General features: G+C 56.0%; 16 protein-coding genes, 1 tRNA gene and 1 pseudogene (1 of these 18 cut by a window edge). 11 read left to right on the top strand and 7 right to left on the bottom strand.

Annotation, left to right across the window (positions count from 1 at the left end; genetic code table 11):
• Positions 1-11 precede the first annotated feature (11 nt).
• The 7 genes from FVQ81_08995 to FVQ81_08965 all read right to left on the bottom strand — a co-directional run bounded on the left by FVQ81_08995 (position 12) and on the right by FVQ81_08965 (position 8,110).
• Complete coding sequence (locus FVQ81_08995) at positions 12-896, bottom strand: hypothetical protein (GenBank protein MBW7996682.1); 885 nt, start codon at positions 894-896, stop codon at positions 12-14.
• Between the two features lie 24 nt (positions 897-920).
• A complete protein-coding gene (locus tag FVQ81_08990; GenBank protein ID MBW7996681.1) occupies positions 921-1,352 on the bottom strand; it encodes a prepilin-type N-terminal cleavage/methylation domain-containing protein in 432 nt (143 codons plus the stop codon).
• On the bottom strand, positions 1,322-1,918 hold the full coding sequence (locus tag FVQ81_08985; GenBank protein ID MBW7996680.1) for a prepilin-type N-terminal cleavage/methylation domain-containing protein: 597 nt from the start codon (positions 1,916-1,918) through the stop codon (positions 1,322-1,324). Before FVQ81_08985 ends, FVQ81_08990 begins: the two co-directional genes overlap by 31 nt.
• Before the next feature lie 231 nt (positions 1,919-2,149).
• Positions 2,150-2,533 (bottom strand): prepilin-type N-terminal cleavage/methylation domain-containing protein, encoded by a 384-nt coding sequence (locus FVQ81_08980; GenBank protein MBW7996679.1) that lies wholly within the window; start codon positions 2,531-2,533, stop codon positions 2,150-2,152.
• A gap of 221 nt (positions 2,534-2,754) precedes the next feature.
• Positions 2,755-5,883 carry a tetratricopeptide repeat protein gene (locus FVQ81_08975; protein ID MBW7996678.1) on the bottom strand — a complete coding sequence of 1,043 codons (3,129 nt, stop codon included), beginning with the start codon at positions 5,881-5,883 and terminating at the stop codon, positions 2,755-2,757.
• Between the two features lie 74 nt (positions 5,884-5,957).
• Complete coding sequence (locus FVQ81_08970; GenBank protein MBW7996677.1) at positions 5,958-7,007, bottom strand: sugar phosphate isomerase/epimerase; 1,050 nt, start codon at positions 7,005-7,007, stop codon at positions 5,958-5,960.
• Entirely contained in the window at positions 6,884-8,110 is a 1,227-nt protein-coding gene (locus FVQ81_08965; protein MBW7996676.1) for an MFS transporter, read from the bottom strand. The genes FVQ81_08970 and FVQ81_08965 overlap by 124 nt, the downstream gene beginning before the upstream one ends.
• A 298-nt stretch (positions 8,111-8,408) precedes the next feature.
• Between FVQ81_08965 and FVQ81_08960 the strand changes: the two genes are divergently transcribed.
• The 11 genes and pseudogenes from FVQ81_08960 to FVQ81_08910 all read left to right on the top strand — a co-directional run.
• The gene (locus tag FVQ81_08960) at positions 8,409-8,942 is read left to right on the top strand and encodes a DoxX family protein (GenBank protein MBW7996675.1); all 534 of its coding nucleotides are present in this window, start codon (positions 8,409-8,411) and stop codon (positions 8,940-8,942) included.
• A gap of 89 nt (positions 8,943-9,031) precedes the next feature.
• On the top strand, positions 9,032-10,681 hold the full coding sequence (locus FVQ81_08955) for a Gfo/Idh/MocA family oxidoreductase (protein MBW7996674.1): 1,650 nt from the start codon (positions 9,032-9,034) through the stop codon (positions 10,679-10,681).
• Positions 10,682-10,883: 202 nt separating this feature from the next.
• Positions 10,884-12,548 carry a Gfo/Idh/MocA family oxidoreductase gene (locus FVQ81_08950; protein MBW7996673.1) on the top strand — a complete coding sequence of 555 codons (1,665 nt, stop codon included), beginning with the start codon at positions 10,884-10,886 and terminating at the stop codon, positions 12,546-12,548.
• Positions 12,549-12,612: 64 nt separating this feature from the next.
• Positions 12,613-13,269, top strand: coding sequence for a phosphoribosylglycinamide formyltransferase (locus FVQ81_08945; GenBank protein MBW7996672.1), 657 nt, complete (start codon positions 12,613-12,615; stop codon positions 13,267-13,269).
• A 3-nt stretch (positions 13,270-13,272) separates the two neighbouring features.
• Positions 13,273-13,566 (top strand): hypothetical protein, encoded by a 294-nt coding sequence (locus tag FVQ81_08940; protein ID MBW7996671.1) that lies wholly within the window; start codon positions 13,273-13,275, stop codon positions 13,564-13,566.
• Between the two features lie 34 nt (positions 13,567-13,600).
• The gene (locus FVQ81_08935; GenBank protein ID MBW7996670.1) at positions 13,601-14,206 is read left to right on the top strand and encodes a hypothetical protein; all 606 of its coding nucleotides are present in this window, start codon (positions 13,601-13,603) and stop codon (positions 14,204-14,206) included.
• A gap of 92 nt (positions 14,207-14,298) precedes the next feature.
• Positions 14,299-14,523, top strand: coding sequence for a hypothetical protein (locus tag FVQ81_08930; protein MBW7996669.1), 225 nt, complete (start codon positions 14,299-14,301; stop codon positions 14,521-14,523).
• Between the two features lie 9 nt (positions 14,524-14,532).
• A tRNA-Val gene (locus FVQ81_08925) sits at positions 14,533-14,609 on the top strand.
• 988 nt (positions 14,610-15,597) lie between these two features.
• Positions 15,598-16,875 (top strand): TolC family protein, encoded by a 1,278-nt coding sequence (locus FVQ81_08920; protein ID MBW7996668.1) that lies wholly within the window; start codon positions 15,598-15,600, stop codon positions 16,873-16,875.
• A gap of 26 nt (positions 16,876-16,901) precedes the next feature.
• Entirely contained in the window at positions 16,902-18,137 is a 1,236-nt protein-coding gene (locus FVQ81_08915; GenBank protein ID MBW7996667.1) for an efflux RND transporter periplasmic adaptor subunit, read from the top strand.
• Between the two features lie 28 nt (positions 18,138-18,165).
• Positions 18,166-19,879 (top strand): annotated as a pseudogene (locus tag FVQ81_08910) (efflux RND transporter permease subunit); it runs 405 nt beyond the window's last position.

Here is a 19,879-nt window from a genome sequence, read left to right as displayed (position 1 = left end):
CCGAAGAGTGCTCAGTAGATCAGGTTACGCGGCGCCACCATCGCGGTGAACTTCTGACGCCAGTAGTGGTCGCCTACCTGATTGCGTTCCGTGTCGGGCCGGCTCGATCGCGCCGTGGCGGTCACCTCCACAGCGACCAGATCCATCGGGTCGTTCGTACTGTCCCCGTCGGTTGTGTCGGCCACGCTGGCCGTGTCGCCGTCCTCGAAGTAAATAACAACCTGGAGGTTTTCAATGTCGTAGGCAACTTCGCCGAGAATTGTACTGCCCTTGAATTTGATCAGCGACGGGTGATCGGCGTCGGTTTTGTCCACCGTTATGGATGAGACGCTTACTCTTGTAATGACCGTGGTGGCCGGGTCATAGGCTTTGGCGAGGCCGTCGGGGGTGTTGACACCCGCAGGCGGTATGAAAACGGCGGTATGCGAGGAAGTGTTAATACTGGTAATCTCGATGATGTTGAACGAGGATTCGTCGTAGATTATCAGGTGCTCGCCGACTATCAGCGAGTCGTCGTCGGATGAGGCGCTGAACTTCATCGAGTTGGCGTTGGCGTTGGGCGGTGGACTGGTGGAGAACTCGAGAAAAATATTGGTCTGGGGCACGTAGATAAACGTGATCGTGTCCGGCTCCGTGCTGCCCCCGTCGCGGATCTGAATCGAGGGGAACAGGCCGGGCAGTCCGGTGCCGGCGTTCATCGCCTCGCGGTGGATTTCGTCCATGGCCACGCGGCCGGTGATATTCATCTCCTGGCGCAGGCTTTCGCTGGAGTAGCCCTTATTCTGGTTGATCAACAGGTTGATAAAAGCTCCGACCATGATCATCGTGATCGTCAGCCCGATCAACATCTCCACCAGGCTGAACCCGCCGGTGCCTTTCCATGGGGCTGTTCTCATCTTGCCGCCTCCGCTCTGCGGAGCTCAGGGATAAATAATCGTTTTGATCTGAGCCCGTTTGGCTTCATTTTCGGTGTTTCCGCCGTAATAGACAGTGACCGTGATGGTTTTAGTGTTGATCGCGGCTTCGTCGGCTACCACCTCGGTGACCCGGATATACTTGCCTTCCTCGCCTTCGATACTGGCGCCGCTGGCGTCGAGCCCTGTCTCAGTCTCATCGACAACGTAGTTGTACTCGGTGAGCTTGATCCGTTCTATTTTCTGACGGCACAGCGAGGTGGCGATCGAGATGTCGGTGGCCATGCGGTTGCTCTTCATGGTGTAGGCCAGGATGCCGGCCAGGGCCAGCAGGCCGATTGAGCCGATTACCATCGCGAGCGTTATCTCCACGAGGGAGAACCCCCGGCGGTCGTTAAGGATACTTTTTATTTCCACTGGTTGTCCTCCCAGCGCCAGGTGCGCACCGCTCCCAGCGAGGTAACCGTCACGGAATAGATACTGCCGTTCTCGCCGGTGATATAGACTACTCCGGCCGAGGAGGCCTCGCCGCGACCGTTGAAACTGACATCGTCGTTGCCGCCGAAATTGACTCCGTCCGCGGCTATCGCCATCCCGTCGGGCCCGGTAGCAACTCCGCTGATTCCGAAATTGACTCCCCGGGGAAGCCTGAACCCGCTGATTCCGCTTTTAGTCTCCGGCATTGCCAGGCCGCTGCTGTCGGCCTCGCCGTCATCGTAGCTCAGGTCGCCGTCGACATCCAGCCAGATCGTGTAGAAACTGTCGGCGGGAGTAAGCGAACCGGGGGCGAAATCGAGATAGGCCCGGCGGTTGGAATTGATTGCCTTGAGGCGGGCGGTCTGGATCGAGACAGCAACCGCCCGCATGCCGGACTTGAGCCGCCCTTCCTTGATGAAACCGCCGAAACTCGGCGCACCCACGGTAATGACGATCGCCAGCATGGTCATGACGATCATCAGTTCGATCAGGGTAATACCCCGTGTTGATCGTGCTGACGGGAGCATGGTCTCCTCTTGCGCCCCCCCGTGAGACGGTCTGATTGTTAGGCTTTCTTCGCTCGGTTTCACTTTGCGCCGATCATGCCTTCACTTCTTACAACTGATATATTTGCGTTTGTGTTAAATCATCGGACCCGGCGCTGTATTTTGCGCCGGGTCCGATGAGAGGCATCCAGATACTGAAAGGCCGCAGGCAACGAATCGCCGCGGCCTTTCAAGCGTGTGTCGAGGGCAAAACTATTCGACCATCGAGGCCGTAGTGACTATTCCCGTTACCAGGGTCACCGATGCTTTTCTGCTTTCGGTGATCGCCTGGTGATCGATCGTCAGGACCGTACCGGCGATGGTCAGTAACATGTCGTTGACGTCGGCGGCGATATCGGAGTCGATCTTCTGCAGGTCGGCGATCGTGGTCGCCGCGGCGCCGTCGATACGCGACACGCTGTAGGCTATCGCGGCGGTTTTGACAGCTTCAGCCATCGTGTTGGCGTGGGCGATGTAGGCTGAATCCTTGGCGCCGGCGAACCGGCTGATCAACACTGTGGCCAGGATACCGATAATGACCACGACAATCAACAGCTCGATAAGGGTGAAACCCTTGGCGTTGCGTAGCCCTCTCATCTGAGTAGCTCCTTTCAAAGGTGGTTGGAGAGAGAAAGGACATCGAGACGGCTCACAAGAAAGGCAGGTATCGTGCCACAATTTCGCCGATTTGTAACCAAAGAAATATCAGTTAGTTAGCGATGCGTAAGAAAATCAGAGCCGGGATTTGCAAAATTAGCGGATGCAATCTGAAAGGAATCCGGCTTTTTGCATTGCATCCGGCCTCACCCCCTGCCGACTCAGTTGCCGAACAACTGCCTGATCCTTTCGGGGTCGGGGGTCCCGGGTTCCTCCAACAGCCGCTGATAGGCGATAAGCTGCAGCATGGAGGCCCAAAGCGGATTAGCGGGATATTCCCGCAGCAGACGGACATATACGGCTTCGGCCCGATCCAACTGCCCGGCCGAGATCCAGCACTCGCCGATCCGGTGCAGCACCAGCGGCACCTCGGGCAGTCCGCTCTCTTCGGTTCCGGCGTCATTCTCCAGGGCCGTCTCGAACGCCGCGGCCGCGCTGCTCCACTGGCGGGCGCTCCTGAAAGTCTCCCCAAGCCCGTAATAATGAATACCGCGCGAGGGCTCCAGTTCGATCAGCCTGCGCTTGATCTCGAGCGCCCGGGAGAAATCGGGCTTGTCCAGCAGAGAGGCGCTGTGACGCTGGGCCAGGGCGGTCGCCAGCGGGAACTCCATTTCCAGCAGCTTTTTCTCGTCGCTCTCAACCGCGCGGTAGCGCTCCAGCACCTGGACAGCCTCGGCGTACTTCCTGCGCTCGGTCAGCAGCTCCACTTTCAGCGCCAGTCCTTCGCGATGGTCCGGCTCTCGCTCCAGCGCATCGGCCAGGGTGGAGAACACCAGGTAGGTCATCCCGGAGGACACCATCTGGTAGCGGGCGGTTTCCACCAGCTCGTCGGCCGTGGCCCGGTGTCCCGCCAGGTAGCGCGCCAGCAGATTATCGGCTCCCGCCAGGCGGTACTCGCTTGGCAGCTCCACGTGACTGGCGTAGAAAAAACCCCGAGGCGCGCTGTATTCGACTATCGGGAAGTCATCGGAGTTCACCGGAGCAATCCCCGACCAGCGGCGCATTCCGCGCTCGTTGAACACCTGGGTGGCAAGCAGGGTGAACAGGCTGCTGATCCCGATGCGCTTCAGGTCTTCGGCCACTTCCGGCTGGCCCATCCTGCGGCTGATCGCCTCGAAATCCGTCTCCAGGGGCCGGGCCGAGCCGATCAGCAGCAGGTCGCTGTTTTCCACCGAACTGAACGCCACCGCGTGGGGGAACGTGCGGGTGAACGTGGTCAGGATCGTTTTAAGCACGATCTCGTCCATCTCGTAGAGATGGATCCACTGGCAGATCAGTCCGCCCGGAGCCAGGCGGCGCGCGCAGTCGGCGTAGAACTGCTCGGTGTAGAGGTTGCCGATCCCGGCGATCCAGGGGTTGGACGGCTCGCTGGTGATCACGTCCCAGGGGCTGTCGTCGCGGAACAGGAAATTACGGCCGTCGTCAATCACTAGCTCCACCCGCGGGTCTTCCCAGTAGCGGTGGTTGATAGCATCGAAATAACGGCTGGCCTCGGCCACTCCGGGGCTGATCTCGACACACACGAGCCTTTCGAGACTCTGATGAGACAACGCCGCTCCGCAGGTGGCGCCGCTGCCCGCGCCGATTACGAGGATGCGCGACGGATCGGGGTGGAGCAGCATCGGCAGGTGGGCCAGCAGGTACTGGGTGCTCATGTCGAATTCGTTGGAGGCGTCCACCTTGCCGTTGACCCGCAGCATCAGCGCCTCGCCGTCCCGCTCCACGCTGACCGTGGTGCTGATCCCCTCGCGGTAGTAGACAAACTCGCGCTCGTGGGCGCTGCGGTAGAAATTCTCGGCGGTGGCGCCCGGGCTTACCGAGTGATAGCGGAACGCTCCGCCGGTGAGCAGGTGACGGTCCCAGCCGGGAGCCAGCAGAAAATAGACCAGCACCGCTCCGGCGCTGAGTGCATACGAAACCACCGCCAGTCGCCGCCTGCCGCCCAGCGCAGCCAGGATCGACAGGCAGGTGGCCAGATTCAGCAGCACGGCAATTTCGATCGTGAGCTTGATCCCCAGCAGCGGGATCATCGCCAGGCCGCAGAGCACGCTGCCGCCGATATTACCCAGCGTGTTCAGCGCGTACACACCGCCCACCTTGCCCGCCACCTCGCTCATCCTGTCGGCGGCCAGCCTGGCCACCAGCGGAAAGCCCATCCCGAACGCGGTCGCCGGCACGATCATCACCAGCAGGCAGACCAGGAATTTGAACGCTTCGTGGGTTTCGTAGCTGAAAGCGATCAGCTCGCGCACTGTGAGGAAGAACAGGGGCAGACGGCTGTACAGCGGCAGCATCGCCAGTACCGACAGCGCGACAACTCCCTGCAGCACGGCGAACGCGCGCGCCGGGTTGGCTATCCGGTCCATGAACGCGCTGATCAGCAGCCCGCCCAGAGCGATACCGGTAATAAACGCCGCCAGCATCAGCGCGAACGAATAGGTGCTGCTGCCCAGCACCATCGACAGGATCCGGGTCCAGCTGATCTCGTAAACCATCGCCGTGAACCCGCTGACGAATATCCCGGCCAGCGCCAGCGTAATAACGCGGCCGGAGAGCGGCTCGCCTGGCGGTGTGTCTGCACTGGTGGATGCAGCCAGCGCCTCGCCGTAGACCGGTTCGTCCAGGCGGCCGCGCATTCCCAGGGCCGCCAGGCCCACCAGGATATTGATCGCGGCGGCGACGGCGGTGGAGAACGGCAGTCCCAGGGATGGAATCATCCAGAACGCGGCGGCCAGCGTACCGGCAACCGCGCCGGTGCAGTTGATAAAATACAGCCGCCCGGTAACCTTGCCCACCTCCGGCAGACGGCGGCTGAGCGCTTTGATCAGCACCGGCAGCGTGCCGCCCATCAGCAGCGTGGGCACGATCAGCAGCAGGGCGGAGATGAGGAACTTGATCAGCAGGCTCAGCACGCCGGTCGGGTCGACAGCCCCGTAGGCAAGGAGCATCAGCGAGCGCTGGACTCCCAGCAGGCTGTCGAAGGCCAGGCAGTAGACACCGATCGCGATTTCCATCCAGCCGTAATATGTCAGCAGGGAATTCGTCCGCCGGGGGCTGTCGGCCAGCCGGCCGAACAGCTTGCTGCCGGCGGCCAGACCGGCCATGAACGCCGCCAGCACGACCGTGATCGCATAGGTCGTATTGCCGAAACCGACCGCGAAACGCCGCATCCAGATAATTTCGTACACCAGGCCGCAGAAGCCCGACAGGAAAAAGAGGGCGTAGATCGCCAGCGCGCCGGGGCTGATCGACTGGCCGGCGGAATCCTGCTGAGGCGGGATTGTATTCATGGAAGAGTTCCGGCCGGGGAAGAATGGTGGAGCGGGGGCGGAGCGGGCTGGCCCGCCCCCGTATCGGCTGAATATCAGGCTTTATACTTGAGCATGAGATCGCGGCAGGCGCGGACATTATCCCAGTGGCGCATGTTCCTGCTGCCGGCCTCGATACCCATGAACCCGCGGTAGCCGGAGTCGAACGTGATCTTGACCATCCGGTCCAGGTCCCAGGCTTCGTGGTGGCCGTTCTCGTCGAAATCGCGGCATTTGACACTCACCGCCTTGGCGTAGGGCATGGTCATCTCGAGCGCCTCGTACCTGTCCACGCTCTTGTCGAAATTACCGTAGTCCGGCAGGAGGCCGAAACGTGGATGGTCGACCTGTTTGGCCAGCGAAACCAGGTGGACCGGATCGGAGCTGAACCCGCCGTGGTTTTCCACGGTCACGTTGATCCCCGCCTGGTCTGCGTACTCGCAGAGGGAGTGGTAGCTCTCGGCGCAGCGCTTCACCCGTTCCTCGTCGGTACCGGGCGTCCGCGTGCGGGCGTTGCCCCGGATAGCGTGGCAGCCCAGGAACCAGGCGCAGTCGATCCATTTGTGGTGCAGACGGACCGCTATCTCGCGCTCGCTCTTCTCGTTGTGCGACATATCGCCGTCATCATCGCACATGATCAGCACCAGCGTGACCCCGTAGTCGTCGGCGCGTTTCTTGAGATCGTTGAGGTAGTTGTAGCGCGGCAGGGTGAAAAAGCTGTTGACGAACTCCAGGCCGTCGAGATTGAAATCCTCACGCACGATCCGCGGCAGGTCCAGATTGGTCCAGGTCTTGTCGAACCAGGGCCGAAGCGACCAGGCGGCCAGCGAAATCTTGAAATCATATTTCTTCATCTGCTGGGCCATCGAGAACACGGGGCTGATCGCCGCCGCACCCCCGGCGGCCATCGCCGATCTGATAAAACTCCTGCGGCTGATAATCCTCATGGCGCCCTCCCTCGGTTGACATGTTGAAAAAGAATTTACTGGTATCTTTCCAGCAAGTGTGTGGTTGAATTTGCATTGGCCGCAGCTGCAGCCTCGCCGAGCCGCAGTTCGACACGGCGGCTGATAGTTACCTGTATTAATAACATCGCCAGGGCACATCCCGCCACAACAAAGAGACCGGCCCGCATCGAACCCGCTCCGGCGAACGAGCCCACCAGCCCTGCGATCGATACGCCCCCCAGCACGCTGCAGGCGATAATCATCGAGAAAATAGTCCCGGTATAGCGTCGGAAAACCCGGCCGGCGCTGCCCAGGCTGGTGGGGAACACCGGCGCGAAGCACAGGCCGGAAAACCAGAGCGCGAACGCGGCCACCCACAGAGAGTCGGCCATGGCGAACATGGTCAGGCCGATCACGGCGCCGATCGAACAGCGCAGCACCAGCTTGCGCCCGGGAATTTTATGAAATAACGTTCCGGCCAACAGGCGGCCGGTCATCAACGAGCCCCAGTAACCGGCCAGCAGCAACTGGTCGAGCGGGGCCTTGAGCCCCCAGGCGTCCGCCACCACCGGCCTGCTCCAGATTCCCATACTGGCTTCGAGGCCCACGTAGAGAAAGATCAGGACGCAGAACAGGACCACCAGCGGATCGCTGACTGCCTTGCCGGCGTCGGCCAGCCGGAAATCCTCCACGCCGACATCGTCCGGAAACCGCGCCGCGGCGAACATCACCACCGGCAGCAGGCAGCCGCAAGCGGCGAACATGAGCAGCGCGCCAAGTCCTGCCCCGCCGATCAGCCAGCTGCCTGTGAGCGGCATCAGCACCGCGCCCACGCCGAAAAACAGGTTGCCGACATTGAGCATCCGCTCAGGATTGTCGCGGTGGAGGTGGTTAATCAGCGTGTTGACTCCGCCGTTGAGTCCGGCGGAACCGGCTCCCAGAAAAAACATCAGCGCGCAGGCGGACAGCAGGGATTCAGCGTGCACCAGCAGCCACATGCTCAAAGCGCACACAAGCCCGCCGGCCATCAGCACCGGACGCTGGCCGAACCTGTCGATCAGCGGGCCGACCGCGAAAAGCATCAGGAAAGTAGCCCCGCCCATGAACAGAAAAAACAGGCTGCCCACCCTGGCAACGCTCGATCCGATCTGGACCGCGAACGATTCCAGACCCACGCCGATCAGCGAAAAAACCAGCCCCATCACCAGATATCCCGAACAGCAGGCGGCTGTCAGGTATATGGGGCTGCGGCTGGTTGTCAACTGATGCTCCTGAGTGGATAATGAAGTCTGCTTTTCAGGAAACCGGCGTCTGCAAAGGCGGGGAAACCGTATCACCCGCACATTATATCCGCCGCCGGAGCTGATGTCAAGCTAACGCCCCGGCCTGCGGTCAGCACTCAAACTACTAATACCAAGCAACTTACGTTTCAGCCGGGTCGTCAATAAATTGAGAAATTCCTTGCTAGAGAACTTCAGCCTGGTTAGTTTAATACTTGGTTTTCCCGGCTACAGCATCCCGGGACGGGTAAGTGTCGTGTTGTTAAGAAGATAACGCTGCATTTTTCTTTCTTTCCACAATCAGACAGGGGTACGTTCAGTGGCACATGAAAGCGGGTTGAGCGAAACTCTGAGGAAATACTCAGGTGCGCAAAAATTATTCCTCGCCTTTCTCCGGGTTGTGATCGGCTGGCATTTCCTCTACGAGGGCTATGTCAAGCTGAGTTCCGAGGCCTGGTCGGCGGCGGGGTACCTCAGAGCGGCGCCCGGACCGTTCGGGCCGATCTTCGAATCGTTGGCCGGTTCGCCGTCGATGGTGGCCGTGGTGGATGGCGTGATGGCCTGGGGCCTGACATTAACCGGGATCGCTCTGATCCTGGGTCTGTTCACCAGGACCGGACTGGTTGTCGCCGGAGCGTTCCTGCTGATGTTCTACCTGTCGAATCCTCCCTGGGTGGGCGTGCAGTTCCTGCCGGGCGAGGGCAGTTACATGATAGTGAACAAGAACCTGGTCGAACTGGCGGCGGTTATTGTGCTGCTGGTTTTCCCGTCCGGCATTGTTTGGGGATTTGACCGGATCTTATCCCGGCGGTGAGCCGGGATCGAAGCGGGATTCCTACGTTAAAATCGACCATGAGCTTCATCAAGCGGGATGAAGCTTGTTGCTGCGAGGAGTAACCAAAGATGGCTGACAATGATAGAAGATCCGGCGTAAACAGGAGGGACTTCCTGAAAGCGGCCGCCACCACCCCAGTGCTCGGCGCTTTCGGACTCTCGCTTTACGATAAAAAACAACGCGATACACTGGCCCGGGAAGAAATCCTCTCGATCGGCAAGGAAACGGCCGGAACCAACCCGAACGTGCTCAAGCGCAATTACCAGCGCAAAGCCAGCGCCAACGATACGCTGAATCTCGCGATTGTCGGCTGCGGCGGCCGGGGCAAGAGCCTGCTGCGTGCGGCCGGGTTCCATCCGCCCAGCGAGGAAGGCGCCCGCGGGCTGGATGGCGCCGAGGACCTGAACGTCCGGCTCACCGCGGTCTGCGACCTGCACACCCCGAATATTGAATGGGCGGTCGAAGCCTCCGGCGGCACGGCGAAAGTGTACAAGACTTACGAGGAACTGATGGCCGACAGCGACGTGGACGCGGTGATCTGCGCCACCAGCGACCACGTCCACGCACCGGTGACAATCGCCGCGGCCAATGCGGGCAAGCATGTTTACTGCGAAAAGTGCATGACTAAAACGATTCCGGAAGCCTACGCGGTCCGCGATGCGGTCAAGAAAAACGGCGTCGTCTTCCAGCTGGGCCACCAGAACCGTAACAGCAACCGCTACGATTCAGCGATGGAAGTGATCGACAAGGGCATGCTGGGCCATGTCAGTCTGATCCAGTGCTTCACCAACCGCAACAGCCGCAGCGGCGCCTGGGTCTACGGCATCCCCAAGGAGCACGGACCGATGAGCGCCTCCTCCGGCGCGCGCAACGTGGATTGGGATCAATACGTATCGAACACCGTGCAGCGGCCCTACGATCCCAACCGCTTTTTCCGCTGGCGCTGTTTCTGGGACTACGGCACCGGGCTCTCCGGCGATCTGCTGACCCATGAACTCGACGTGATCAACATGGTGATGAACCTGGGGATCCCCTCCAGCGCCACCGCATCCGGCGGTGTGTACCATCACAAGGAGTACACCACGCTGATGACCGCCGAGGGCGAGCCGCTGAGCAGCGACGTGCCGGTCCCCGACGGCGCGCTACCCAGGTCCGACGTTCCCGTGCTGTGCCGTGAGGTGCCCGATGTGTACCAGGTGGTCTATGAGTGGAAGGGCCACGACCTGACAGTGGTCTACAATGCCACCCTGGGCAACAGCTGGGGCCGCGGCCAGATCTACCTGGGCAGCGAGGCGACGATGGACCTGACCAACGGCGTGGACGTCTACGCCGACCGCCGCAGCGGGAAATACCGCAAATGGCTCGACAGCGGCAAGGTAAAGCCCGATGAACCGATGATCTCTTTCCGCAATGTGGCCGGCAAGGGTATCGAGGCGATTACCGCCGCCACCGCCCAGTGGACCGTGGCCAAGGGTCTGCTCTACACCTACCGCGGCGGCAGGCTGGTCAATACCACCCACCTGCATATCAAGGACTGGATCGACCATATCCGCGATAATAATCACGAGACGATGTGCGATATCGACGACGGGTTCCAGGAGGCGATTACGGCCCACATGGCGACATATGCCCTGCTGAACGGGACACGGATCAACTGGAATGCGGAAACCGACGAGGTCGAGTTCGAACACGAGCCGTCGATTCCGGCGTTGAGCTGAGGGCGGCCGTTAGATAAGCCGCAACACGGTGGGCGGTTGTGTCGTCATTCCCGATTACTTAACACTGCGGCGGCATGGTTCCAGATTGTGCGCGAAAAAGCCGGGTGCTCCCCTGAAGCCGTACAACCGGCTTCAGGGGATCACTTTTTGTGAGCTAAGGTTTAGTGGTGAGAGTTCAATCGATGACCGAAAGGTAAATGAGATGGATAAATTTCCTGACCGCCGGGAATTCCTTAAAGCGGCCGCCGGTACTCCCGTGCTGGGGGCTTTTGCATATTCTGCTTTCCGGAAGGGGCGAGATGATCAAAGCAAGCGGGAGATTATCCTTGATCAAGCAGGCGGTCCGGCGAAATCTCATCCCTTTATGGAGCGTAAATATAAGAAACTCGCCTCCTATCAGAGCGCGAACGATACGATCAACATCGGCTTTATTGGCGTGGGCAGCAGGGGTAAAGACCATCTCCACGACCTGGGTTTCTTCCCGCCCGAAGAGCTGAGTGCCGAGCTGAAGCTGGAACTCGAAAGCAGGGAATCGCTCAACGTTCGTTGCACGGCTGTCTGTGACTTGTATCAGCCTAACGTGGACTACGCTGTTCGTGCTTCGGGTGGAACGGCCAAATCTTATCGCACTCACCAGGAACTGTTGTCGGAAAGTGACGTGGATGCCGTGGTGATCGCAACTGACGATCATTGGCACGCGCCGATTGCCAGGGCAGCGGCCGAGGCCGGCAAACATGTCTACGTAGAGAAGTGTATGACCCAGAATATCCCGGAGGCTTACGAGTTACGCGATGCGGTAAAAAAAGCCGGGATCGTATTCCAGCTTGGCCATCAGAACCGCAACAGCGTGGAGTACGATTCGGCAATGGATGTGGTGGCCAGGGGAATGCTCGGAGATATTACGCTGATCCAATGCTACACGAACCGTAATTCGAACAACGGGGCCTGGTTCCGTGACGTTCCCAGGAGTCACGGCCCGCAAAGCGCCTCTTCCGGCGCGCGCAACTTGGACTGGGAGCAGTATCTATCCAATCGGGAATACCGGCCCTACGATCCCAACCGCTTTTTCAACTGGACATGTTTCAAGGATTACAGTACTGGTCTTGCCGGACAGTTGCTTTCTCACGAGATGGACCTGATCAACATGATCATGCAACTGGGGATTCCCTTTTCGGCTACCGCTTCGGGAGGGATTTACCACTATAAACAGTACCAGGCCGTGGTCGATGAGCACGGCGAGCCGCTGGGTACGGACGAGCCGGTGCCGGCTGGAGCCAGGGTAAGGCCGGACGTGCCTCTGCTCCAGCGTGAGTGGCCGGATGTTTTCCAGGTCACCTATGAGTGGCCTGACAGGGGTCTGACAGTGGTTTACAATGCCACTCTGGGTAATTCGTGCAGTCGCGACCAGATTTATCTGGGCAGTGAGGCCACGATGGAATTCGACGATGGAGTTAATATCTACGCCGACCCCCGCAGCACCCGCTATGCCGAGTGGCTGGAAAGTGGCAGGGTTCAGCCGGACAAGCCGATGATTACCTATCGCAATGTGGGAGGCAAGGGGGTCGAGGCGATAACATCGGCTACATCGAGCTGGAGCCTGTCGAAAGGCCTGCTCTATACTTTCAAGGAAGGGCGCAGGGTCAGTACCACCTACCTGCACCACAAAAACTGGATCGAGCATATCCGGGCAAACGATCCGGATACGTTGTGCCATATCGGGGATGGTTTTCAGGAGGCGATCACCATGCATATGGCCACAGCCAGCTATCTGCTGGGACGCCGGATGCATTGGGATCCGGAAGCAGAGCTGCTTACCACAAGCGACGGCAGGCCGGTAGAGCCGTTCCGTGCTGGTTGGGTGGCTTGAGCGCCTCAGCAGGAATTATCTGCTCCTTAGGTTCCATAATTATTTGATCTTGCGGGTTAACTGGATGTCCGATGCAGGCGAAACGCAGAAACTGAGGGTGGCCGTGATGGCAAGCGGCGGCGGCACCAACCTTCAGAAGCTGCTGGACCGGTTCCCCGACCGGAACAGTTCATCCGCCCATGCCCGCGTGGTGCTGGTGGTTACCGACCGGCCGGGAGCCGGCTCGCTGGATCGCGCAACGAAAGCCGGAGTTGCCACCGAGATTGTGCCCCCGGCGGATTTCGACAGCCAGGAAGGTTTCGGCCGCAGGCTTCTCGAACTGTTCGAAGAGAGAGGGGTGGGGCTGGTCGTGCTGGCCGGCTATCTCAAGATGGTTCCTCCCAACGTGGTGGCCGTTTACAGCAACAGGATGATCAACATCCATCCGGCGCTGCTGCCATCGTTCGGGGGCCGCGGGATGTACGGCCGTCGCGTGCACGAGGCGGTCATCGCATCCGGGGCGAAACTCTCCGGACCCACGGTGCATTTCATCAACGAGGAGTACGACCGGGGACCGATTATCGCCCAGAGCGCAGTACCTGTTTTCCACGAGGACACGCCTGAGGAACTGGCCGCCCGCGTACTCGAAAAGGAACACGAATTGCTGCCGGAAGTAGTCGGACTGATCGCCAGCGGCCGGGTGGAGGTTGTTGAAGGCCGGGTGAAATTAAGAGAGGAGTAAAACATGAAACACCCAAATTTTACAGAAAGAGAAAAGAATATTCTATGGTGTGGAGATGGACCTGATATTACATATCTAAAATTACCGATTCAGCAGAATGATATTGTCACCGTAAGATATAAAGAGGCGGAAATTAAGATACGATCAATTAATATACAGTCCAGCGGCTTAATAATAGGAGAAATTCTTAATCTTTCAAAATATACTTCAGAGGAAGGATTTGAGGATTTAGTTGTCGGTGAACAGGTCGAATTTTCCGAAGATGCTGTTTTCATAATTTCAAGGTCCAAGAATTAATAACTCACAAAATTATATCGATTTAGGATATAACATGAACAAGATCAAGATCAAGCGGGCGCTGATTAGTGTCAGCGATAAGAGCGGTGTTGTCGAGCTGGCCGGGACGCTGAAAGAGTTCGGCGCCGAAATACTGTCGACGGGAGGAACCGCCCGCCACCTGTCGGAAGCCGGGATCGAGATTCGCAGTGTCGACCAGTACACCGGCCATCCCGAGATGCTGGACGGGCGGGTCAAAACCCTCCATCCTAAAGTTCACGGCGCTCTGCTGGCCCGTCGCGACCTGGATGACCATATGCGCCAGTGTCGTGAGCTGAATGTCGAGTTGATCGACATGGTGGTGGTCAACCTGTACCCGTTCGAGCAGACCGTGGCGCGTCAGGGAGTGACTCTCGAGGAAGCCGTCGAGCAGATCGATATCGGCGGTCCGACAATGCTGCGTAGCGCGGCTAAAAATTTCTCCGCGGTCGCCGTGGTGACATCGCCTCAGCAGTACGCAGAGGTTACCGGGCAGTTGCGGGCCAACAGCGGTGCCCTGGACCTGAAACTGCGCTACGAGCTGGCCCGGGCTGTCTTCCGTCGCACCAGCGAATACGACCATCACATCTCGGAATATCTGGCCGTCGTCAAACCCGGGTAAGCTGGATTTTCCAATGATGCTTGACTGACAGGGGCGGGAGTGTAAATTAAACAGCCCGCGAAACCTGAATTAACTTAACCGGCAGACGAGTCATGGCGGAAAAAAGGAAAAAGGACAGAGGTCGGGCAACTCAGGCGCAGGCTGCCACAACTGATTTATCCCGCGCTTTCAGCCAGAAAAATCTGCTGCTGTTCGTGATCGCCCTGGTGGTGATCGTGATCGGGCATATCGCTCTGGGCATGGGTTCGATTACGTTCGCTCCCATTTGCCTGGTGGTGGGTTACTGCATTCTGGTGCCCCTGGCGATTATCATCTAGCCGGGCAGTGGGCGCTTAGCTCAGATGGTTAGAGCGCCTGCCTTACAAGCAGGAGGTCACTGGTTCGAATCCAGTAGTGCCCACCATATTTATCAATGAGTTACGTGGTGACCTGCCCCCAATGTCGAGTCACCAAGAGCGAGATTTCCATTTATATTGCTGCTGTCCGTCTCAAGATTTTTATACCCATATGCACGCCCACTTCCTATTCACAAGGGAAATATGCGATAGTGTACTTAATTCCTCTAATTCTTCCGGAGTAATATTCAAAGAGTTGAGCACTTATTAATTGCAATCAAATATCTTTGAATTTTACAGCTTACTCCTAACTCTATCTTGTCATAGCGATGTTTTCCATTGGATGCTGTTTGAAAGAAAGAACTTATTTCTGTTTCATCTTAATGCCCGTTTGACTTTTGTGGATAGACTTATTATTATCGCCAACACGTAGGAAATTTTATTGTACTCAAAATGAGAACTTTCAAGGTTGCTAAAAGGCTCCATACATATTATTTCAAGTCTTAGCTTGCTGATTTACTTGCTGCTTGTAGCCTTTGCCAGCGAGAATTCGGTCCTTTGTGTGAATTCTAATGGCCACATTGAAATCGAGCGCACTTTTCGAGTGCTATCTCTTTCAGCAATGAGTGCCAAAGATTTTCCAGATGTTATATCTCAATTTTGTACGAAAACAGGATCGTGTACTATAGATCACTGCGGTATATGTACCGATATACCTCTGTCTGTTAAAACTCCTCACATTTCTAGCGCTTCAAGCCAAAATGCAGCCAGGCACATTATTCAGTATGAATTTGTGGATAATCCTACATCTTTACTCTCACCCCTTGAGACTACTTACAGAAGAAACTTGTTTTCTCCCTGTCCAGCATATAGCATCAACTCCGTTTGCCTGCGAAGTGTTGTCCTCCTGATTTAATCTCCAGCGCGTCAATTCAACATCTCAGAATTCTTTTTAGCCAGTTTGGATACGTGTGTCTTGCACCCTCTAAACATGTGTGCAAGACACAGGTTCTACGTATCGAATTAGCACTTTTCAGGGCAAGGGAGCGTGTAGTTATGAATCCTAAACAATTATATGGGCAATATTTTGGTGGCTTACTGATGGCAGGTACTTTGATCCTCGGTCTGGGTGTTGAACTTGTTCGCGCCGATCAACTCACAAAGTCGGAGGCCATACGGATTGCGATTGAAAACAACCCGGAAGTTACAGCAGCACGACAGAACTGGGAAATCGCCAAGGCCCGGTTAATCCAGGCAAGAGCTTTCCCAGATCCGGAATTGAGACTGGAATATGAAGAGTTGCCAGGAGTTTCTAACATTGCTGGGTATGGCGAGCGCAATATCGGGATAAGCCAGAGAGTCGAGTTTCCGCTAAAATGGTGGCTACGAAACCAGGTAGCAAGAAAACGCTCAGATGCTGTTAGGATGGCGGTGTTTGAGATGACAAAATTGGAGGTAGCAACCCGGGTCAAGACTGCCTTTGACCGAGTACTTTTGGCGCAAGAAATCCATGAATACAAAAAACGGGATTTGCGATTTGCGCAAGATCTTCTGCAAAAGGCTAAAGTGCGTTTCGAAGCCGGTGATGTCCCGGAGCTTGAAGTTTTGAGGGCCGAAGTAGAAACCGGTCGAGCAGAAAATCGAGTGACAATTGCCAGGAACGATCTATTAGTATTCAGGGCGACATTGAACTCCTTGCTGGCTCGCGAGGCTAATAGCCCGATGGAATTGAATGGAGATTTAGCCTCCAGCCCGTTAGAGGCTGATCTTGAAAAACTAAAAAGGTTAGCGATTGATCTCCGTCCCGATATGCTGGGATCTGAACTCAACTTGGCCGCCGCACAGTCCAACAAATCTGTGGCTGTTTTGTCAATAGTTCCCGATTTGAATATTGGTGTTTTCCGTCAGAGTATCAGGAGTAGTATCGAGAGAAACAATTATTGGCATGTGACTTTTGGTATGGAATTGCCAATTTGGGCAATGTTCCGACAGCGTGGTGAAATAGTCCAGGCTAAAGCTGAGACAGCCTTGGCGGACGCTGAAAGGAATATAGTTCGTTACCAATTGCTTCTGGAGGTAGAGAGTGCGTTTCTGGATTTAAAGGCAGCAGAAGACCGAGTTCAATTATACAAGGATCGGATTCTGCAAGTGGCGGAAAGGGCCTATGAAGTTGCCAGTTTGAGCTACCAGGAAGGAAAGGCAACATATCTTGAACTATTGGAATCCCAAAGGGCCTTGACTGATACCCGTGTGGAATATGCGCAAGCATTATTCAATCATAGGGCAGCACTGGCTGCACTCGAACGTGCGGTCGGCGGCAATTTGCCTGAGTGATTAATAAAATTATTAGGAGATTAATCATGGAAATGAAAAAAAAGATGCAACCTTTTACTATTGCCTTTATTGGAATTTTTCTGGCTTTGGCAGCAGGCTGTCAGTCGAATGAGGGTGGCAGTCGTTCGACTACCGATCATGATGAAAATGTTCAAAACGAGCAGGCGGAACATGATGAACATGGCGAGGACGAAGAAGGCCAAACAGTTCATTTGAGTGAAGAAGAAATGGAAGCTTTCGGTATCGAAATAGCTGCCGCAGGTCCAGGAAAACTTAAGGTGCAAATCTCTCTGCCCGGAGAAGTTACGACCGATCCAAGTCGGCTTGCTCACATCGTTCCACAAGTAGCAGGAGTGATACGTAAGGTTCGGAAGGAAATAGGTGATCGAGTAATAAGGGGCGAGGTAATGGCCATCCTGGATAGCCGTGAACTTTCGGACTTGAAGTCCGTATTTCTGGTCGCAAAGGAACAAGTTACTCTCACTGAAACAACTTTTCAGCGGGAAGAGCGGTTATGGAAACAAAGTGTTTCCTCCGAGCGGGTATACCTGGAGGCGAAACAGGCCCTGGCGAAAGCCAGGATTGAACTTGAAGCAGCAGGTCAAAAGCTTCATGCTTTGGGATTTTCTGAAGAATATGTGCACAATTTGTCTTTCCATCAGGGTGTGCCTTTTACTCGCTATGAAATTACTGCGCCTTTTGACGGCACTGTAATCAATAAGCATACTACCCTCGGGGAGGCGCTGACCGAAGATGCAGAAGCTTTTACTGTTGCAGACCTGAGTATTGTCTGGGTGAGCCTTACTGTTTACCAGAAGGATCTCCCCTATGTCCACAATGGTCAACCCGTCATCATATCAAGTAAACAGGGGAATTTGAAGACAGACGGTATTATCTCATTTGTCAGCCCCATTCTTTTTGAGGAAACCCGCACAGCAACGGCTCGGGTCGTACTCAACAATCCCGAGGGTCTTTGGCGCCCGGGACTTTTCGTTAACGCCATGATTACGGTGGAAGAGACCATGGTTCCCCTGCTGGTGCCGAAAACAGCGCTGATGACTATGGATGAGGAAACGTTCGTGTTTGTCCGCACAGCAGATGGTTTCGAGCTCGATCCTGTCAAGGTGGGTCGGAAGAACGGGACACATGTTGAAATAATTTCCGGCCTCGAAGAAGGCCAGCTTTATGTAAGCAGCGGATCCTTCACGCTGAAATCGGAACTGGAAAAAGCTTCATTTGGTGGAGAGGGACACGCTCATTAATTGGTAAAAACACTAGGAGTTATAAATGATTGATAAACTTATTCAATATGCTCTCAGAAACCAGCTTCTCATTGTCGTGCTGGGAGTGCTGGTGATGGCTTCCGGGTACTATAGTTACAAGAAGCTCCCTGTGGATGCTTTCCCGGACGTGTCGCCGAACCTGGTCCAGGTTTTCACCGAGACTGAAGGACTTGCGCCGGAAGAGATTGAACAATACATCACCTACCCTGTGGAAGCCGCGATGAACGGTCTTCCGCAAATTAAAGAAATCCGCTCCATTTCCAATTTCGGACTCTCGGTAGTTAATGTCTACTTCGAAGACGGGATGGATATCTATTTCGCCCGCCAGCTCGTTAACGAACGGCTGCAGGAAGCCCGCGAGCAAATACCGGAAGGGTTCGGCGATCCGCAAATGGGCCCGATCTCGACCGGCATGGGACTGATTCTTTTTTATTACCTTGAAGATGAAACCGGCAAGCGGTCGCTGGAGGAACTGCGTACGATTCAGGACTGGCTGGTCAAGTTCCATCTGCAGACAGTGCCGGGAGTTACTGAGGTTTTAGGTATTGGGGGCTGGGAAAAACAGTTTCATGTCGTCGTTGATCCATCTGGCCTTCTCAGCTACAACGTCTCACTGGGCGAACTGATTGAAAAGATTAAGGCGAACAATCTCAATGTAGGGGCTCAATACCTGACGAAAAACGCGGAAGAATACATTGTCCGCTCAGTGGGGCTGGCTTATAACATTGAAGACCTGGAAAACATTGTAATAAAATCCGTAGATGGAACTCCCGTATACTTAAAGAGTTTAGCGGAAATTAGAATCGGTGGCGCCGTTCGCCGCGGCCTTCAGACAAGAAACGGAGTGGGAGAGGTTGTTTCAGGCCAGGTGGTCAAACTTTTCGGCACTAACTCTTCCACGGTAATCAAACGGGTCGAGAGCAAACTCGAGGAAATCAACCGCATCCTGCCCGAAGGGATCAGGCTGGTCCCTTATTACGACCAGAAAAGCCTGATTGAAGCCTGTGTCGCCACTGTCATGAACGCATTAAAAGAGGCAATTGTACTTGTAGCCTTGGTTTTGCTTGTCTTCCTGGGCAGCTTGCGTCCAAGCGTTGTGGTTATCCTGTCCATTCCGTTCTCGATCCTGTTTTCTTTTCTTCTGATGAAATATTTCGGTATTTCGGCAAACCTCATGTCTCTGGGCGGCCTGGCTATTGCCATCGGCATGATGGTTGATGGCGCAATTGTGATGGTCGAGAACGCAGACCGGATGATGCACCAGGCCGATCCTGCTGAATCTCAGATTCATCTTGTGGCCCGGGCCTGTAAGGAAGTCGGAAGACCGATCGTCTTCGCCGTTTCGATTATTATAGTCGTTTTTTTACCCTTGTTTACCCTCCAGGGAGTAGAAGGCAAGACCTTTCGCCCGTTAGCTTACACTGTTGCGCTGGCAATGAGCGGTTCGCTGATTTATGCAGTGTTCCTGGCTCCGATACTGACTCATCTACTACTGCGGCATCCCGGTTCCAGGAAATTCGGCAAGGGCGTCCGGGAGCCGGTTGTTATGCGATGGCTGTCGGCTTTATATAGACCCGCTGTTTCCTTTTTTGTTAAACACAGGAGGCTGTCGGTAGGGCTTGCCGGGGGGCTCATGATTTTAGGGAGCTTTGTTTTTACGAGGCTTGGCTCGGAGTTTACACCAGAACTCCAGGAGGGAACAATGGTCGTCCGTTTGACTC

The organism is Candidatus Glassbacteria bacterium (genome assembly GCA_019456185.1).
In the GTDB taxonomy this organism is placed as follows: Bacteria; Gemmatimonadota; Glassbacteria; order GWA2-58-10; family GWA2-58-10; genus JAJRTS01.
This window is presented reverse-complemented; position numbering and strand designations above follow the sequence as displayed.